The sequence below is a fragment of the Syntrophothermus sp. genome, from assembly GCF_013314835.1.
GTDB lineage: Bacteria > Bacillota > Syntrophomonadia > Syntrophomonadales > Syntrophothermaceae > Syntrophothermus > Syntrophothermus lipocalidus.
The window spans coordinates 1-16,312 of record NZ_JABUEX010000049.1 but is presented as its reverse complement, the minus strand read 5'-3'; the positions used below and the strand labels follow the sequence as shown (position 1 = coordinate 16,312).

At 49.7% G+C, this 16,312-nt stretch carries 15 protein-coding genes and 2 pseudogenes; 6 read left to right on the top strand and 11 right to left on the bottom strand.

From position 1 onward, the window contains the following. Positions 1–329 (top strand): annotated as a pseudogene (locus HPY90_RS12315) (type I restriction endonuclease subunit R); the annotation flags it as partial. Between the two features lie 445 nt (positions 330–774). Here the strand turns inward: HPY90_RS12315 and HPY90_RS12310 are convergent. From HPY90_RS12310 to pta, 3 genes are all read right to left on the bottom strand, one after another. Further along, entirely contained in the window at positions 775–1,233 is a 459-nt protein-coding gene (locus tag HPY90_RS12310) for a rubrerythrin (protein ID WP_013175086.1), read from the bottom strand. Positions 1,234–1,439: 206 nt separating this feature from the next. After that, entirely contained in the window at positions 1,440–2,633 is a 1,194-nt protein-coding gene (locus tag HPY90_RS12305; protein WP_287194867.1) for an acetate/propionate family kinase, read from the bottom strand. Positions 2,634–2,738: 105 nt separating this feature from the next. Beyond that, the gene (gene pta / locus HPY90_RS12300) at positions 2,739–3,731 is read right to left on the bottom strand and encodes a phosphate acetyltransferase (protein ID WP_013175084.1); all 993 of its coding nucleotides are present in this window, start codon (positions 3,729–3,731) and stop codon (positions 2,739–2,741) included. A gap of 214 nt (positions 3,732–3,945) precedes the next feature. Between pta and HPY90_RS12295 the strand changes: the two genes are divergently transcribed. Continuing rightward, entirely contained in the window at positions 3,946–5,208 is a 1,263-nt protein-coding gene (locus HPY90_RS12295) for a nucleotidyltransferase (protein ID WP_287194864.1), read from the top strand. A 55-nt stretch (positions 5,209–5,263) separates the two neighbouring features. Here the strand turns inward: HPY90_RS12295 and HPY90_RS12290 are convergent, their stop codons facing one another. Then, the gene (locus HPY90_RS12290; protein ID WP_013175082.1) at positions 5,264–6,067 is read right to left on the bottom strand and encodes a patatin-like phospholipase family protein; all 804 of its coding nucleotides are present in this window, start codon (positions 6,065–6,067) and stop codon (positions 5,264–5,266) included. A gap of 235 nt (positions 6,068–6,302) precedes the next feature. On the opposite strand from HPY90_RS12290, the gene spoVV reads away from it, so the two are divergent. The 3 genes from spoVV (at position 6,303) to HPY90_RS12275 (ending at position 8,937) form a co-directional block, all read left to right on the top strand. Further along, a complete protein-coding gene (spoVV, locus tag HPY90_RS12285; RefSeq protein WP_287194862.1) occupies positions 6,303–7,505 on the top strand; it encodes a dipicolinic acid transporter SpoVV in 1,203 nt (400 codons plus the stop codon). Positions 7,506–7,598: 93 nt separating this feature from the next. Then, on the top strand, positions 7,599–8,117 hold the full coding sequence (locus HPY90_RS12280) for an adenine phosphoribosyltransferase (protein WP_287194860.1): 519 nt from the start codon (positions 7,599–7,601) through the stop codon (positions 8,115–8,117). A gap of 19 nt (positions 8,118–8,136) precedes the next feature. Beyond that, positions 8,137–8,937: an S-methyl-5'-thioadenosine phosphorylase gene (locus HPY90_RS12275; protein WP_013175079.1), complete on the top strand. Its 801-nt coding sequence runs from the start codon at positions 8,137–8,139 to the stop codon at positions 8,935–8,937. A gap of 118 nt (positions 8,938–9,055) precedes the next feature. On the opposite strand, the gene HPY90_RS12270 is transcribed toward HPY90_RS12275, so the two are convergent. Together HPY90_RS12270 and rsmD are read right to left on the bottom strand one after the other, a co-directional pair. Then, the gene (locus HPY90_RS12270) at positions 9,056–9,517 is read right to left on the bottom strand and encodes an ATP synthase subunit B family protein (RefSeq protein WP_013175078.1); all 462 of its coding nucleotides are present in this window, start codon (positions 9,515–9,517) and stop codon (positions 9,056–9,058) included. Further along, positions 9,517–10,089, bottom strand: coding sequence for a 16S rRNA (guanine(966)-N(2))-methyltransferase RsmD (gene rsmD / locus HPY90_RS12265; RefSeq protein WP_013175077.1), 573 nt, complete (start codon positions 10,087–10,089; stop codon positions 9,517–9,519). Before rsmD ends, HPY90_RS12270 begins: the two co-directional genes overlap by 1 nt. Positions 10,090–10,386: 297 nt before the next feature. On the opposite strand from rsmD, the gene gpr reads away from it, so the two are divergent. Beyond that, positions 10,387–11,349: a GPR endopeptidase gene (gene gpr, locus HPY90_RS12260; protein WP_287194857.1), complete on the top strand. Its 963-nt coding sequence runs from the start codon at positions 10,387–10,389 to the stop codon at positions 11,347–11,349. A gap of 208 nt (positions 11,350–11,557) precedes the next feature. Here gpr and HPY90_RS12255 read toward each other — a convergent pair. From HPY90_RS12255 to HPY90_RS12235, 5 genes and pseudogenes are all read right to left on the bottom strand, one after another. Then, a pseudogene (locus HPY90_RS12255) lies at positions 11,558–11,755 on the bottom strand (alpha/beta-type small acid-soluble spore protein); the annotation flags it as partial. Positions 11,756–11,839: 84 nt separating this feature from the next. Further along, positions 11,840–11,974 (bottom strand): small, acid-soluble spore protein, alpha/beta type, encoded by a 135-nt coding sequence (locus tag HPY90_RS12250; protein WP_013175074.1) that lies wholly within the window; start codon positions 11,972–11,974, stop codon positions 11,840–11,842. Positions 11,975–12,105: 131 nt separating this feature from the next. Continuing rightward, positions 12,106–14,169, bottom strand: coding sequence for an ATP-dependent DNA helicase RecG (gene recG / locus HPY90_RS12245; RefSeq protein ID WP_287194854.1), 2,064 nt, complete (start codon positions 14,167–14,169; stop codon positions 12,106–12,108). 48 nt (positions 14,170–14,217) lie between these two features. Continuing rightward, positions 14,218–15,864, bottom strand: a complete 1,647-nt coding sequence (locus HPY90_RS12240; protein ID WP_287194853.1) for a DAK2 domain-containing protein — start codon at positions 15,862–15,864, stop codon at positions 14,218–14,220. Between the two features lie 13 nt (positions 15,865–15,877). Beyond that, a complete protein-coding gene (locus HPY90_RS12235) occupies positions 15,878–16,237 on the bottom strand; it encodes an Asp23/Gls24 family envelope stress response protein (RefSeq protein WP_013175071.1) in 360 nt (119 codons plus the stop codon). Positions 16,238–16,312 lie beyond the last annotated feature (75 nt).

Sequence of the window (16,312 nt, the reverse complement as noted above, 5' to 3'; positions counted from 1 at the left end):
AGCTCGACCGTCTCTCGAACATCATCAAGGCTTTTAACGATCAGTTCGGCAACATTCCCTGGACCGACGCCGATCGGGTGCGCAAACTGATCACCGAGGAGATTCCTGCACGCGTAGCGGCCGACACCGCCTACCAGAACGCACGCAAGTATTCCGACAAACAGAACGCACGTATCGAGCACGACAAGGCCCTCGTTCGGGTGATGACCGCGCTACTTCGGGATGACACCGAGCTGTTTAAGCAGTTCAGCGACAATGAGTCGTTCCGTCGCTGGCTGACCGATACGGTATTCGCACTGACCTACAGCGAACCTGGCAGCGCGAGGTAGCCAGTACGACTTCATCGACGGCTTAGCCCGGCAGCTGCGCGACGCCGTGCCCCACTTCGAAAGGCGACTGGAGGCTTTAAGGGACTTTTCAACTGCCTGCTGGGCATCAAAGCAAAGATCTTCGTAGAGAATATCTGAGTTTTGCCTGTCTTCTTCGAATAAGGTCATAATTACCACTACTTATTTGGGTTATCGCTGCTTCGTTTGTCAAATTATACCGTGTAGAATGCTCAAACTCAACCGCCTTCCGTCGCTGATGTTATTGATCTGTGATATTGTTTTCTCAACAGCAGGCTCGCAGCCGCAGATCAAACGCAGATCAAACAAAAAGCGGAAACGGTCCCCTACTCTTTAATAGAACCAGAACCGTTCCCGCCTCATGCTTACAACCGCCTGCTAACCGGTCACCGCCCCCTGGTGGTAACTCCACTCCTACTGGTACTGGCTACGGGTCTTGGAAACAACCATTCCTGATGAGGAGGTTGTTAAACCACCTGGCATGCTCAGCTTCGTCAAGGAGAGCATCAAGAAAAGCTTTCTTAACTAAGTGTCGTTTATTACAAAAATAGTTCGCCTTATAGAACTCGTAAGCCTCCTGTTCATCGTTAAACGCTTTCGCCAGGCCTTGACAGTAGCTCGCGGGCTGGTCAACGTCCGGTTCAGGGTAGCTATAGGTACACCCAGTTAACCGACAGTACACGGCCTGGAAATTGTTCAAGTGCCTTTTTTCGTCTTCTCTTATGCCGAATATCAAATCTCTTTGAACTTGGTCAGGGGTTAGTTCGATAAGATACGTATAAAACTTGATAGCTGCAGCTTCACCCCGAATTGCTTCTTGTAAGGCCTTGTCAGTTTCCTGACAAGCAACGTCCTCATAAGAGGGGCACCTCAAAGGTTTGTACATCTGGCAAGCCTCCCTTCGATAACTGTACTCAATATAGTCTATGCTGCATCGAGAAATCGGTTCTTATTGCGACGATTTCCGTACCGCTCGAAAGCCTGCCACGGGGTCTTAGCAACTACCGTGTTACACGAGTAGAAAAACAGATGAAAGCCGGGCGTCAAAGACCCGGCTTCATCCACATCATGGTTATACTGCTACCGAACTGCCTACTTAGCAAGCTGGTAAGTGTCGCGGGCGATGACCAGTTCCTCATTGGTCGGAATGACGAAGATCCTGACCTTGGAGTCGTCGGCTGCCACGTCTACCTCTTTACCTCTAACTTTGTTCTTTTCTGGATCCAGCTTAATGCCAAGGTAATCCAGGTCCTTACAGATGTTTTCGCGCATATCTATGCCATTTTCCCCGACACCGGCAGTAAACACCAAACAGTCACACCCGTTCAGTTGAGCAATGTAATTTCCGATGTAGCTCTTAACCCTAGTGTAGTACACATCGAGTGCCAACTGAGCCTTTTCGTTGCCGGCAGCCGCCGCTTCCTGGATGTCTCTCAAATCGTTTGACACGCCGGAGAGTCCTAACATACCTGACTTCTTGTTGAGGTAGTTGTTTACTTCTGTGGTAGAAAGGTTAAGCTTCTCCATGATAAAGAACACTATGGCCGGGTCAATGTCCCCGCACCTGGTTCCCATTACCAGACCTTCCAGCGGGGTGAACCCCATAGAAGTGTCGATGACTTTACCGTCCATGATCGCGGCCATGCTGGCTCCATTGCCCAAGTGCAAGGTAATGATCTTGCACTGCTCGTAAGGCTTGCCCAGCAAATCGGCAGCACGGTGAGAAACATAGAAATGAGAGGTCCCGTGGAACCCGTACCTTCTTACCTTATACTTTTCATAAAGCTCGTAAGGCAAAGCGTACATGTAGTTCTTGGCCGGCATGGTCTGGTGGAAAGCGGTATCAAATACAGCCACGTGCTTTACATTTGGCATCAACGCTTGACAGGCTTCGATTCCCATCATATTTGGCGGATTGTGAAGGGGAGCGATATCGAAGCACTCCCGGATTGCTTGTTTCACGCGGTCATCGATAACAACTGAATAGGCGAAAGCCTCGCCCCCGTGAACTACCCGGTGGCCCACAGCCCCGATTTCATCCATGTTCTTGATGACCCCATACTCGGGATGTACGAGAACCTCCAGCACGAGTTTCATGCCTTCGGTATGGTCTGGCAGGTCTTTCTTTATGACTACCTCGTCCTTACCCACAGGCTCGTGTTTGAGAACTGTCCCCGGAATTCCTACCCGGTCCAACAACCCCTTGGCCAGGACCGACTCATCGGTCATATCGAGTAGTTGATACTTGATCGATGAGCTCCCGCAGTTTACAACCAATACCTTCATTACTCAAACCTCCCTAACAAAATTCTCCTCTTAAATAAGTATCTACCTAGTTATTAAAAACTAGCTAATGCCCACCCCCTCAACTCCTCCTTGCGGGATGGGATGTTATGCCCGCACAGCAGTCATTGCCACTACGTTGACGATATCCTCGACGCTACATCCCCGAGACAGGTCGTTCACCGGTTTGGCAATACCCTGGAGTATCGGGCCAATAGCCTCTGCTTTTGCCAGCCTCTGTACCAGTTTGTAGCCTATGTTGCCGGCCTGGAGATCAGGGAAGATCAAAATGTTACAGTACCCCGCTACCGGGCTCCCTGGAGCTTTGGAAGCACCAACCTTGGGAACCAGCGCCGCGTCGGCCTGGAACTCCCCATCCACTTGCAGGTCTGGGAACCTGGTTTTGGCAATTTCAGTAGCTTTTGCTACCTTGTCGACCAGTTCATGGCTGGCGCTACCCTTGGTAGAGAAAGACAACATGCCTATCTTAGGTTCTTTTATCCCACAGAGATTAACCGCAGTGCTAACCGAGGCAGCAGCAAACTCTGCCATCTGTTCTGCGGTCGGGTTGGGAGTAACCGCACAGTCGGCAAAAACAAAGACCCCGTTATCTCCGAACTCACAGTTAGGTACGATCATTATGAAGGCTCCAGACACCGAAGATATTCCAGGAGCAGTCTTGATTATCTGGAGAGCCGGTCTCAGAACATCGCCAGTCGTGTTCTCTGCTCCAGCTACTTCGCCATCGGCCTTGCCTGACTTAACCATCATAGATCCAAAGTACAGGGGATCAGCCATCAGGGTTTCAGCCTTTTCCGGGGTCATGCCTTTGTCTTTTCTCATCTCGTAAAAGTCCTGCACAAAGTCCTTGAAGAAAGGAGCTTCTGCCGGATTGATAATCTCGGCTCCGCTGAGGTCTACCCCCAGGCTGTCAGCTAGCCCTTTGACTGCTTTCGGGTCACCCAACAGGATCGGATTCGCTATCTTTTCTTTGATTAGAATGGGCACTGCTCTGAGAGTCCTCTCTTCCGTCCCTTCGGGCAACACGATAGTCTTGGCCTTAGCTTTTGCCTTCTCTTTGATTTGATCCAAAAGATTCATCGCTCTTCCTCCTTTATTTTCTTATACTTGTTTTTATAGATAGCCGGAACCCCAGCCCAAAACCGCTCTCAACCGGAGACTTGTTAAGATTATCACATGGTAACGCGTAATAATCCTTGAACTCAGGATTTGCAGGTGTATCACGACCCTGTTATCCTGGTAATAACAACCACAAACCAGGAACCGATTGGTTCCGCCGAAAAGGAGGATACCCTTGTCAATCGTAGGGATTGTAGCAGAATACAACCCTTTCCATAACGGGCACCTCTACCATCTCGAACAAGCCCGCATGGCAACCGGAGCCGAAGCAGTAGTATGTGTCATGAGTGGAAATTTCGTACAAAGAGGAGAGCCAGCTATAATCGATAAATGGGCTCGTGCTGAAATGGCTTTACGATGCGGAGCTGACCTCGTGTTCGAATTACCTTTCTGTTTCGCGGTCCGCAGCGCATACAACTTTGCCCTGGGAGCGGTACAAACCCTAGACCGGACAGGGGTGGTTACCCATATATGTTTTGGAGCGGAAACTCCGGACTTACCGCTATTGCAGCAAATCGCATTCATACTCTCAGAAGAACCGGAGGAATTCCGAACCCGCCTGAAAGCCTTGCTTGACCAAGGCCACAACTATCCTTTAGCCCGAGCCTCAGCTGTTTCCTCTTATTTAAGTTACCATACCCGAACCTTAGATCCCAACCAGGTTCTAACTACCATGATGGGACCCAACAACATACTGGCCATAGAGTACTTGCGAGCCTTACGAGAGACTAAAAGCTCTATCGTTCCTGTCCTGATCCCGCGTGTCGGTTCGGGATATCATGACACCAGCCTCACTTCGTACGCCAGCGCTACCGCCATCCGCGGCGCTTTTTCTGACCCTAATTGGGATAAGCTGGTAAAACCCTACTTGCCATCCCCAAGCCATGAAATCCTTTTACGCGAGATCGACCAAGGAAAAGGCCCGGTTCAAGAAAAACACCTCGAACCTGTTCTCTTAGCCCTCCTAAGACGCATGACGGCTTCGGAGCTAGCTGCCATCCATGACATTACAGAAGGATTGGAGCACCGCATCAAAAAAGCTGCTCGCCAATCAAACAGCCTGATACACCTGAAAAACCTTGTCAAGACCAAGCGTTATAACCTTACCCGCATTAACCGCATCCTGCTATATGTGCTGTTCAACCTGACTAAAACCAGAGCAGCAAGCTTCGATGAAACGGGCCCGGCTTACTTACGTCTTTTAGGTCTTTCTCCATCTGGACAAAAAATCCTTCTTAAAATAAAAAGTAAATGTAGAATTTTATTAATAAATAGAGTAAAAACAGTAAATAAATTACTTTCTCCACAATCACACCCGGTGGCCCGTGATATGTTTGATCTCGATGTGCTGGCCACCGATATATACTCTTTGTTTTTCGCAGAAGCCCAGCGCCAGGGAGGTCGGGACTACACCGTGTCTCCGATTCGCATACGATAGGCTGCCCGTCTACGTAACCTTCCCGCGTAGCCCCGGCTCAGGCTTCGCCCCACCCTCAAACATTTACAGCCCTTTTTATCTCGTCCAGTCTTTCCAGCACCGCTTCCCGGCCCCTTTGAATACACTCCTCGGCCCGGTCAAAACCGCTGGAACTTATATGTCCCAGCTTAGGTTGAACCAGTATATCGGCTTGGGGTTTGACCAGCCCGGTAAAAATCTGCCGCTCTAAAAGGTCTATCGATGCCAAGATGACGTGAATAGCATTTCTTATCCGGGGTTGCGCGGCTTCCGCAAAATTCACGTCTACAGCGATAACGCGTTCTGCTCCCATGTCGCGAGCTGTTTCTATAGGTAGCCGGCTTGTAACCGCTCCGTCTACCAACAGCCTCCCTTCGTATTCTACCGGGACAAACACCCCTGGTATTGCTATACTGGCTCGAACCGCTTCGCTCACCACCCCCCGGTTTAGAACCACGCTTTCGCCCGTAAGTATGTCTGTGGCTACCACCGCCAGAGGTAAGCTGAGCTCTTCGAAGCTTTTCCCCTTGGTTAGCAGATGAATAAACTCCTGTACTTTCTTACCATTGATGAAACCCATTCGAGGAACACCAATATCGAGCAGCATGTTGACATTCAAGTTGACCGCTAACTTGGCCAGTAGATCAAGGTCAGCCCCGGCTGCAAAAACGGCCCCGACTAAAGCTCCCATACTGCTGCCCACAATGAAATCGAAAGGTATCCTGTGTTCTCTCAAGACCTGCAAAACCCCGATGTGGGCCAATCCCCTTGCACTCCCAGCTCCCAGCACAAGTCCCACCCGTGGTCTGCTCTTTTCGCATGACAAGTCTTGCTCCGTCATATTCTCAGCTCACCTCCGTCTTCATATATTTCTAAGAGGTTCACGTTCAGGCAACTTCCCTAAACCCGCGTAGCTTAACCGGCTTGGCTACCGAAAGTCAATCCCAGTCCTTCAGGTACTTTTGGCAACCGACTTGTCAGGTTCGCGGCAGGCGGTCAGCACCATACTTTTTTGGCAAGTGATTGGTCAGCAAAGCGGTTCTGCGGAAATCTGAGTCTCGTGAGGTGTTAAACCTTTGAGTTACTGGTACGTCCCGTTTGGGATCATCGTGACTGTTTTACTAGCTGGTTTTATGATAATCAACCCAACTCTTACCATCAAGTCCGCTGCCGACGGAATAGATCTTTGGTTTCGCCTGGTGCTCCCGGCCCTGTTTCCGTTTTTCGTTGCCAGTGAATTGCTGGTTCAGTTTGGGTTCGTCCGTTTGTTGGGTTGGCTTTTAGAACCGATTACCCGACCGTTCTTTCGCCTGCCGGGTGCCAGCTCGTTCGTCATCGTTATGGGATTCACCTCTGGGTTTCCGGTTGGAGCCTTCCTCACTCGCAGGTTACTGGAAGAAAAGTTGCTCAATATCAAGGAAGCAGAAAGACTAGTTTCGTTCACCAACAACGCCAGCCCGCTTTTCATTTTAGGGACAGTCGCGGTTGGAATGTTTGGATTGCCCGAAGCGGGATACATTCTGGCAGGCAGCCATTACTTGGCAAATCTGACCGTAGGCTTCATCTGGGGACGAATGGCCAGTGACTCCAGCGAAAAAAGTAACTCCCCCGGGCCTCAGAACCAGGATCGACAAGCTTCTTTACTCCAAGTGTTGCGGGCTTGTCAAAACAGTCATACGAGCATCGGAAAAATTATGGGCGACTCTATCCGCAAGGCCATAGCCAGTGTGGTCGGCGTTGGGGGGTTTATCGTTATGTTCTCGGTTATTACCAGGATGCTGCAGGCTTTGGGTTTTATCGACCTTATCGCGAAGTTCCTGCAACAGGCGGCCGTTGGTTTGCACCTTCCATACTCACTGGCCTATGGTCTCAGCATCGGCCTGTTCGAAATGACGCTTGGAACCAAATCCATCACGTCGTCGGAAGCCTCCCTTTTGCAACAGCTGGTAGCAGTCAGTGCGGCTATGGCCTGGAGCGGCATATCCATCATTTCCCAGGTCATGAGCATAGTCTCTGGAACGCCCATCCGGCTCTCTTTCTATCTGCGCTCCCGACTCCTCCAAATGCTTCTAGCCTCTGTTTTTACCTACGTGGCCTACCATGTTATTTTGACAAAACGCCTGGTCGAGGTTTTTCCTCGCAGCCTATTGATGTCCCCAGTTCACTATAACCCGTCGGTAGGGGCTTATCTTTTCCCCTTGTTGGCAGCAGGTATCGTATTATTGTTGGCTTGCCTTTTGTCAGGTGTGGTTAAGTATGCAGTTTCCCGCCAACGTTAGGTAAAGAAGATTGTCTTTATCGGCAGGACTTTCTGTTTGTGACGTAGAAGTACTGATGCGATGACCATACCAGAATGGGGAGGGAGTGTAAACATGTTCGATCACTTGAGAAAAAAGATCCGGGATGTTCCGGACTTTCCAACGCCAGGGGTAATTTTTAAGGATATCACCACTTTGTTGAAAGACGGGCCAGCTTTTAAAGAAGTCATTGACACTTTGGTTGAACGTTACCGGCAACGGGGGATAGATGCGGTAGTGGCTATCGAGTCCCGAGGCTATATCTTCGGAGCCCCCTTGGCTGCAGCCTTAGGGGTAGGACTGATTCCGGTTCGCAAGATGGGCAAGCTACCTGCCGAAACCATCAGCGCGACGTATGAATTAGAGTATGGAAAAGAGACGGTCGAGATGCACCGCGATGCTATTCTTCCCGGGCAGAAGGTTCTAATCGTCGATGACCTTTTGGCAACGGGTGGAACGGCGAATGCGGCTAAGTCGCTGGTAGAGCAACTCGGAGGTAAAGTAGAAGGCTTTGCCTTTCTGATTGAACTCACATTCCTGAAAGGGCGAGACAAGCTAACAGGTTATGATGTGTTCACGATGATCACGTATTAGTCCTATGGGAGGGAAATATATGGAAAAAAGAGCTGATATCGGAGTTTTTGGAGGATCCGGGTTTTACCGCATGGAAGGGGTAGAAGAGATAAAGATCGATACCCCGTTTGGAGCTCCTAGCGACAAAATAACCTTGACTACCATCGGTGGCAAACGGGTGGCATTCCTGCCTCGCCACGGCAAGGAACATCAACTCCCACCGCACATGATTAATTTTCGGGCCAACCTCTGGGCCATGAAAGAGCTGGGAGTCACCCGGGTAATAGGTCCCTGTGCCGCGGGAAGTCTTCAACCTCACATCAAACCTGGAGACTTCGTGATCTGCGACCAGTTTGTGGATCGCACGCGTGGTCGGAAAGACACCTTCTATGATGGTCCTATAACCACGCATATTTCGACTGCGGACCCATATTGTCCCGAACTACGGGAACTTGCGATAAGGGAAGCAAGAAAACTCGGTATCACGGTTCACGAAACGGGAACGGTCGTGGTCATTCAAGGCCCGCGGTTTTCGACCCGAGCGGAAAGCAAGTGGTTCTCCAGTCACGGCTGGGAAGTTATCAACATGACCCAGTACCCTGAGTGTGTGTTAGCCCGAGAACTCGGAATGTGCTATGTGAATATCTCCTTAATCACCGACTATGATGTCGGCTTAGAAGGAAATCCCGACATCGCACCCGTCACTCACGAGCAGGTCATCGAAGTGTTCAAACAAAACAACGACAAACTCCGTACCCTGCTCCACGGGTTGATAGCCGCCATACCCGATGAACCAGGATGCAACTGTTACCGTCACTTACTGGATGGAAGGCTGAACTGAATCATTGCTTAAAGCCTTAAGAACTCAGCAGGTTCTACGTTTTACTCCCAACCAAGTGTCATAAACCCTTCCTCACAGGGCAACAGAGGAAGGGTTTTTCCTTTGGTTAGGACTCTTTTCAACGAAGATCCTGATCGATAAGCTCTTTCAGTTGCGATCTTCCTTTTTGGATGCTGTTCAGCCCTTCTCTTAAAACCCTTTCCATGTAAGTCAGGAGCTCGTCAGCGTATTGGTTGGCCTCGAGTTTGATTTCGCGTGCCAGCTCTTCCGCTTTGGTGATGATCTCTTTGGACACGCTCTCCGCTTGTTTGGTAATCTCGCTATGCTCAATTATCCGCGCCGCTTGGTACTTGCTTTCATCAATAATCTGCTGCGCAGCCCGATTAGCCTCATTAAACATCTCCTGCTGCTCCTGTAACAGGCTTCTGGCCTCCTCCAGCTCTCCCGGCAATATGGCCCGGATCCGGTCCATTTTCTCCAAGAGAAAATCAGCATCAATCACTGCCTTACCGGAAAAGGGAATGCGAATAGCCGACTTGATTATTTCTTCCATTTCATCCAGTATGTCCCATAGCTCCATCACAGTTCCTCCTCTCTCTCCCGCTGCCTGTAGTAGATGAGGGCTGACTCACCGTAAACATCGATGCGAAACTGTGCAATAAACGCAAGTCGCTCAGGGAGAGCGTGTTTCCTAGGTACCCTGATTACAAGCGTCCCCCTTTCCGCTAACAAACGGTTATTATCCAAAGCCTGAAGAACTTGAACAAATATCTCAGGCTGGTCAAACGGCGGGTCCACGTATATAACGTCAAAAACCTTTCCCCGCCCGACCAGAATCCTCAAAGCTCTGAAAACATCCATACCTAATACTTCAAAACCGGAAGCAAAACGACACCCGTCAAGGTTCGCATAAATCGTCCTGATCGCGGCCGGGTGTTTTTCGACAAAAACGACATAGGAGGCCCCACGGCTCAGGGCTTCAATGCCAACCTGCCCGCTTCCAGCAAAAACATCTAACAGCCTAGCGTCTTCAATTTCCCCTCCCAAAACATTGAACAGGGCTTCTTTGATACGATCCGTAAGCGGGCGGGTTATAAACCCCGGTGGAGCTTTTAGTTTCTTGCCCCGAGCAGTGCCCGAAATTACTCGCACCCCTCAACTCCCCCAATATTCTTCTTCATTGACCATCTTCTTACCTTCTTTTGGCACGTTTTAAACTGAATTATAGCATAAGAAAAAATTTTTTCTTACCGTGTATGTTTTGTCCCTAAACCGGAAATCATACTTAATGCCAGGGCAGACACCTGGTAAAACAAACCCTCCCCAACAACTTTACAAAATTCTCCTCTCCCCAAACGAACGGCGGCCTAGGTGGCCGCCACTTTTTGTCATGAATGAATATTTAGTGGCAGACGCGGCAGACTATACTCTGAAGGGAGGCAACTATCGATGAACTTAGATTTCTATCGTGCTTTTTCAATCAGCGTGGACCTTGCACTCGAAGCACGCGATATCATACGGGGTGCAACCGGCAGGGAAATTCCTGGAGTAGAAGAAAGAGTACAGCAACTTCCGAACGGAAAAGTTACAACCATTACTATTAAAGACAAAAACGCCGAACAGGTAATGGGCAAACCAATGGGAACCTACGTGACCATTGAGGTACAGCGCCTTCGCTTCAAAGACCCTGAAGTTCAAGAAGAGATCAGCCAGGCTGTTGCTCAAGCCTTAACCGCCCTAATGTCTGCTCATTTACGCCCCCAAAGCCACGTATTGATTATCGGATTGGGTAATTGGAAGGCAACGCCCGACTCCTTAGGCCCTAAAACCGTGGAATATATACCTGTTACCAGGCACTTGCATAAATATGCTCCGGAGGCTTTGATTACGGGAATGAGGCCCGTTTCAGCCGTAGCCCCCGGTGTTCTCGGCACCACCGGGATTGAAACCGTCGAAATAATCAAAGGTATTGTTCAAAATGTCAAGTGCGACTTAGCAGTAGTCATAGATGCCTTGGCTGCCCAAAGCACAGAACGAATTGGCACGAGTATTCAAATCTCTAACACAGGCATCCAGCCGGGTTCCGGAATCGGCAACCCTCGAGAACCGATTAATCATGAAACCTTAGGAATCCCGGTAATCGCTATAGGAGTGCCTACGGTCGTGAGCGCCGCCACTATCGCCAACCAAGCCATCCAACGATATTGCCAGAATACCGGGGCCATATTCAACCAAGAAATCAGCCTCAACTCCATTCGTGCCGTCTTGTCTTACTTTGGCGGGAGTCTAACTGTTACCCCCAAGGAAATCGATGACTTAATCGAAAACACCGCCCGCATAGTATCCACCGGTATAAGTTACGCTCTTTTCCCTGGCATTCCTAAGGAAAGCTTTGGTTTCTACACTTCTTAGCGGCCAAAAGTCGAAAAACAAACAAGCGGACAGTCTCTTGACAACTATCCGCTTGTTGAAATGGTGGATATTTAGGCCTGCACATAGTGGCAAAGCTTAATTAGTAGCTTTGACCAGGTTGTCCAGCGTTTTGTACTGACTGCTGAATCTGCTGCTTGGTTTGCTGAAGATCCTGTACCTGATTTAGCGAAACCTGATTTCCACCGGCCAGATTGTTTTCGTAGGCCAAAATCATCTTCTTCACCATCTGGCCCCCGATACTCCCTGCTTGCCGGGTGGTCAGTTCTCCGTTGTAACCGGCATTTAAGGGAACACCGAGTTCAGTAGCTGACTCCTGCTTAAACTGGTCCATGGCCGCCCTAGCTTGAGGAACCAGGATACGATTGTTGGTACCCTTACGCGGCATTTCTATTTCACCTCCTTGTCATTTGTGGTCTTATTTTTCTCGACCCTCGTTGCATATATACTGGTATTATTTTTATCTCTTTTCTTATTTAGTTTCCGATGCCTGACTCTTCTTCTTTTTTTGATTTATACCGATTTCTTGGGAAACCTCGTACTTAACCTTTTCCATTCGCGATGTTTCGTCTTCAAGACGCCGGAGTTCATCCTTTTGTTTCTCCATATTCACACCTCCAACACATAGGTTTTGTAATTTTTTCGCCTTCGATACTGGTAAGAAAATAAAAGCCCACCTTAAGGTGAGCTTTTTGCAATATTTTAGACGCTGATTAACGCAGATTTTTGCGACAATAATTATTGGTTATAGTTGACTTTATTTTCCATTCGGTGTAAGCGTGACAAAGCCTTTGCTAAGTCCTCGTTAAGAGTCAATCCCGCAGCTATCTCCCGGTGAACCGTCTCTAAAAGATGGGTGTCTCGCCCCAAATCAGCTACTCGAAACTGGGGCAGTCCGTGCTGCCGCACGCCCCAAAAATCCCCCGGCCCCCTCATCTCAAGATCCGCCCGGGCTATTTCGAACCCGTCATTCGTAGTTTCCATGAGCTTCAGCCTCGCTCTCGCTTCCTCGGTCTTAGGGTCACCGACCAGTATGCAGTAAGACTGGTCTCCTCCCCGTCCAACCCTTCCTCGCAACTGGTGAAGTTGAGCCAATCCGAACCTCTCCGCGTGTTCCACCACCATCACGGTAGCGTTGGCAACATCTATTCCGACCTCTATGACGCTGGTCGTGACCAGGATATCGATCAGACCCTGCCGGAACCTTTCGGCCACTGCTTCTTTCTCTGGGCTCTTCATGCGCCCGTGTAACAAACCCACCCTTAGCTCCGGAAAAACGCAGTTGGCAAGCTCTTGCTGCAAGCTTGTAGCTGCCAACAAGTCTTGCTTCTCCGATTCTTCGACCAGAGGACAAACAATGTAAACTTGCCGTCCCTTATTAACCTGGCGGCGGATAAATTGATACAGTTTGCTCTTCGCCGCTTCCGTAATAAAGACGGTTCTGACTCGCTTTCGCCCTGGAGGAATCTCATCGATGATAGAAACGTCCATGTCCCCGCATAAGGCCAAAGCCAAGGTGCGCGGTATCGGAGTAGCACTCATAACCAGAGTGTCGGGGTACCCCTTCCCTTTTCCTACCAGGGAAGCCCTCTGTTTCACTCCAAAACGTTGTTGTTCATCGATCACGACCAGGCCCAAGCGAGCAAATTCCACGGTATCGGTAATAAGCGCATGGGTTCCTACCAGGATGTCGAGTTCATGCCTTTTAGCCATTTCAACGATCTTTCGCTTTTCGCTGTAAGGTGTCTTGCCCGTAAGCAAAGCCACTCTTATGGGAACGCGACTCACCAGTCGCAGAAGGGAATTATAGTGCTGAACCGCCAGTATCTCGGTCGGAGCCATAAAAGCAATCTGATAACCGTCTCCGGCCATCTTAGCTGCGGCTAGAGCAGCTACTACAGTTTTCCCCGAACCTACATCCCCCTGCAGTAGCCTGTTCATCGGGTCGGGGCGAGTTAGGTCATCGCGTATCTCTGCCAACACTCTACGCTGGGCCTTAGTCAGCTGAAAAGGCAAGGCAGATATCACTTGTTCAACCAGTTCATCACCACCAAGATGCGCTACTCCCCGTCCCTTCAACTCACCACGCGCTCTATTCTTTAACTGTCTCACGTTCCACTGCCAGAGGAGCAGTTCTTCAAAAGCCAGCCGCCTCCGCGCCGGTTCCACGTCTAGGACATTTTTAGGGAAATGCAAGTTTCTTATCGCAGACTCAATATCGATCAATCCTATTCTTTTCCTAGCAACCGGATCTATGATATCGGGATATTTTTCAGCATATTCCTGCACCACCTGGTAAGCTATGCTACGTAACACCCTCTGGTTCAACCCCTCGGTAGAAGGGTAAAATGGCACAATCCCAACCCGATAGGCAGGACTCCCGCTGTTTAAAGTCTCGTACTGACTTACCCAAAGTTCTGGGTTGCCCCGGATCATATTCACCTTGCCTGTTACCAGAATAGGGATCCCAGGGTGCAATACTTGCTTGATGTATCTTTGGTTGAACCAAACGGCGACGATCCCGGCGTTCCCATCTTCCAGCCAAGCCTTCACTACAACAGTCCCCCGGGCTGACTTGGTCAAACTGATGCTCTTAACAATCCCTTTGACGGTATTCACTTGTCCCACCCGAATCTGATCCAAGCCCTTGGCTGCAGCCCAGTCAAAATAATGTCTGGGAACATGCCACAGCATGTCCCAGACGCTCTCTATCCCCAACCTCTGTAAAGAAGCAAAGCGGCCTGGTCCAACACCCTTAATAAAGCGAATAGATTTCTCTAAGTAACTCAGGTCTACCTCCATGGTCAATTCCTCGAACCGGCACCATATAAGTCCCGAGGCTTGAAACCCCTACTCGACAGATATGAAGTAGTGGTAATGAGGCTGGCCTCCAAAGTGCAGATCAACCTCACAGAAAGGGAAAGTCTCTCCAACCTTCGTCTTCAGCGCTTCCGCGTCCTCGGCGGCAACGTGTTCGCCGTATATGAGGGTAATCAGCTCATGGGTATCAGGATCGACTATCTCGCGGAGGAGGTTCAAGACTACGGCCTCAACGGTTTCTCCTGCCACTCTTACCTCGCCATCAACTAGCCCGATAATGTTACCTGCCTTCATGTCAATCCCGTTTATGACCGTATCCCGAACCGCATAGGTTATTTCCGCACTCTTGATGCTGGCCATCCTTTCTTTCATAGCGGAAATCACGCCTTCCGGATCACCTTCAGCATCATACGCGATAAGAGCTGCCATACCTTCCGTAATGCTTCTGGTGGGAACAACTTCGATCCGTCGCTGGCACAGATATTTTGCTTGTTCGGCCGCCAGGATTACGTTGCTGTTATTAGGCAAAATGATTACCTGCTCCGCATTAACGGCTTCACAGGCCCGAACCAGCTCCTCCGTACTCGGGTTCATGGTCTGCCCTCCTTCGACCACCTGGTCAACCCCTAGGCTCTTAAAAATCTCATTTATGCCAGTACCTGCTGCTACTGCCACGACTCCTAACCTTCGTTTTGGTTCTGCCCAGGAATCCTGAATTATGTTAGATTCCTCCGTCAAGTTACGCTGGCGCTCCTCGCTTTCATCCTGCATGTTATTAATCTTGATATCATGCAGGCTGCCAAATTCGATACATGCCTCAAGTACTTTACCCGGGTGATTGGAATGAATATGCACCTTTATCAGGCTATCATCCCCCACCACCAAAAGCGAATCCCCTATACCTAAAAGCCTGTCCCTGATAGCATCTTGGTCGAGTTTCTGTCCCTGGATGAGCACCTCAGTACAATAGCGAAACTCGAGATCTACCTTCCCTGCTTCCCGTACATCCTGAGGCACATAGCCGGTTTCTTTAGCTACATCCACTACTTGCCCGCTTTCATAAAAGTTCCATGCGTTCAAGGCTCCCTCAAGAGAATATAAAAGCCCCTGCCCTCCAGCATCTACTACCCCGGCTTCCCTTAGAATCGGCAACATCTGCGGGGTCTTGGCTAGTGTTTTTCTCCCTTGATCAAGGCCTGCCTGTAAGGTTCCGATTATATCAAGCCCACTCCCCGCCGCGGTCACCGCTGCCCGGGCTATTTCTTTAACAACAGTAAGGATGGTACCTTCTACCGGTTTCATAACCGCTCGATAGGCTGTGTCACAGCCTGCCTGCAAAGCCCTACCAAGTTCCAATGAAGTAATCTCTTCTTTACCGTCGAGATACTTAGCCATCCCCCTGAAAACCTGGGATAGTATTACCCCAGAATTGCCACGAGCTCCCATCAGAGAACCCCTGGCCATAGCTTGAGCTACCGTACCTATTGACGTGCTCTTTTCCTTTTCTACCTCTTTGACGGTAGCTACCAGGGTCAAATACATGTTGGTTCCCGTATCTCCATCAGGTACCGGAAAAACGTTCATAGCGTTGACTTTTTCTTTATGTAACTCAAGGTTTGCACAACCGGCTTTCAGCATGTTAGCTAGATCTTGCCCGTTCATTCGTTCTAGGTTCAAATGAATATCCTCCCTACTCCTTGATAACCCTGACACTTTGAACATTTACGTTGACTCTTGCCACCCTAAGCCCCGCAACCTCCTGCATCACGTACCTTATTTTCTGCATAATGTTTAGGGCCACCTCCGATATCTTAGTCCCATAACTGATTACGACGAAAACATCCACGATCAGCCCTTCTTCCTCTTCCTTGACCTCAACCCCTTTTCGCACGGATTCGCGGCCCAGAATATCGCTGACACCATCTGCCCACTTGCGTGGAACCATTCCCACCAAGCCATAACAATCGACCGTGGCCAGGCCTACAACTGTCTCCACGGCTTCTCTACTGATATCCACTTTACCCAACTCGCTCTCAGCAACCAAGAACATACTTACCGCTCCTCCTTGTTACTATATTTATATTCACATCATTGCCTGAGTCCAGAAATGTATACCCGGTTTTCT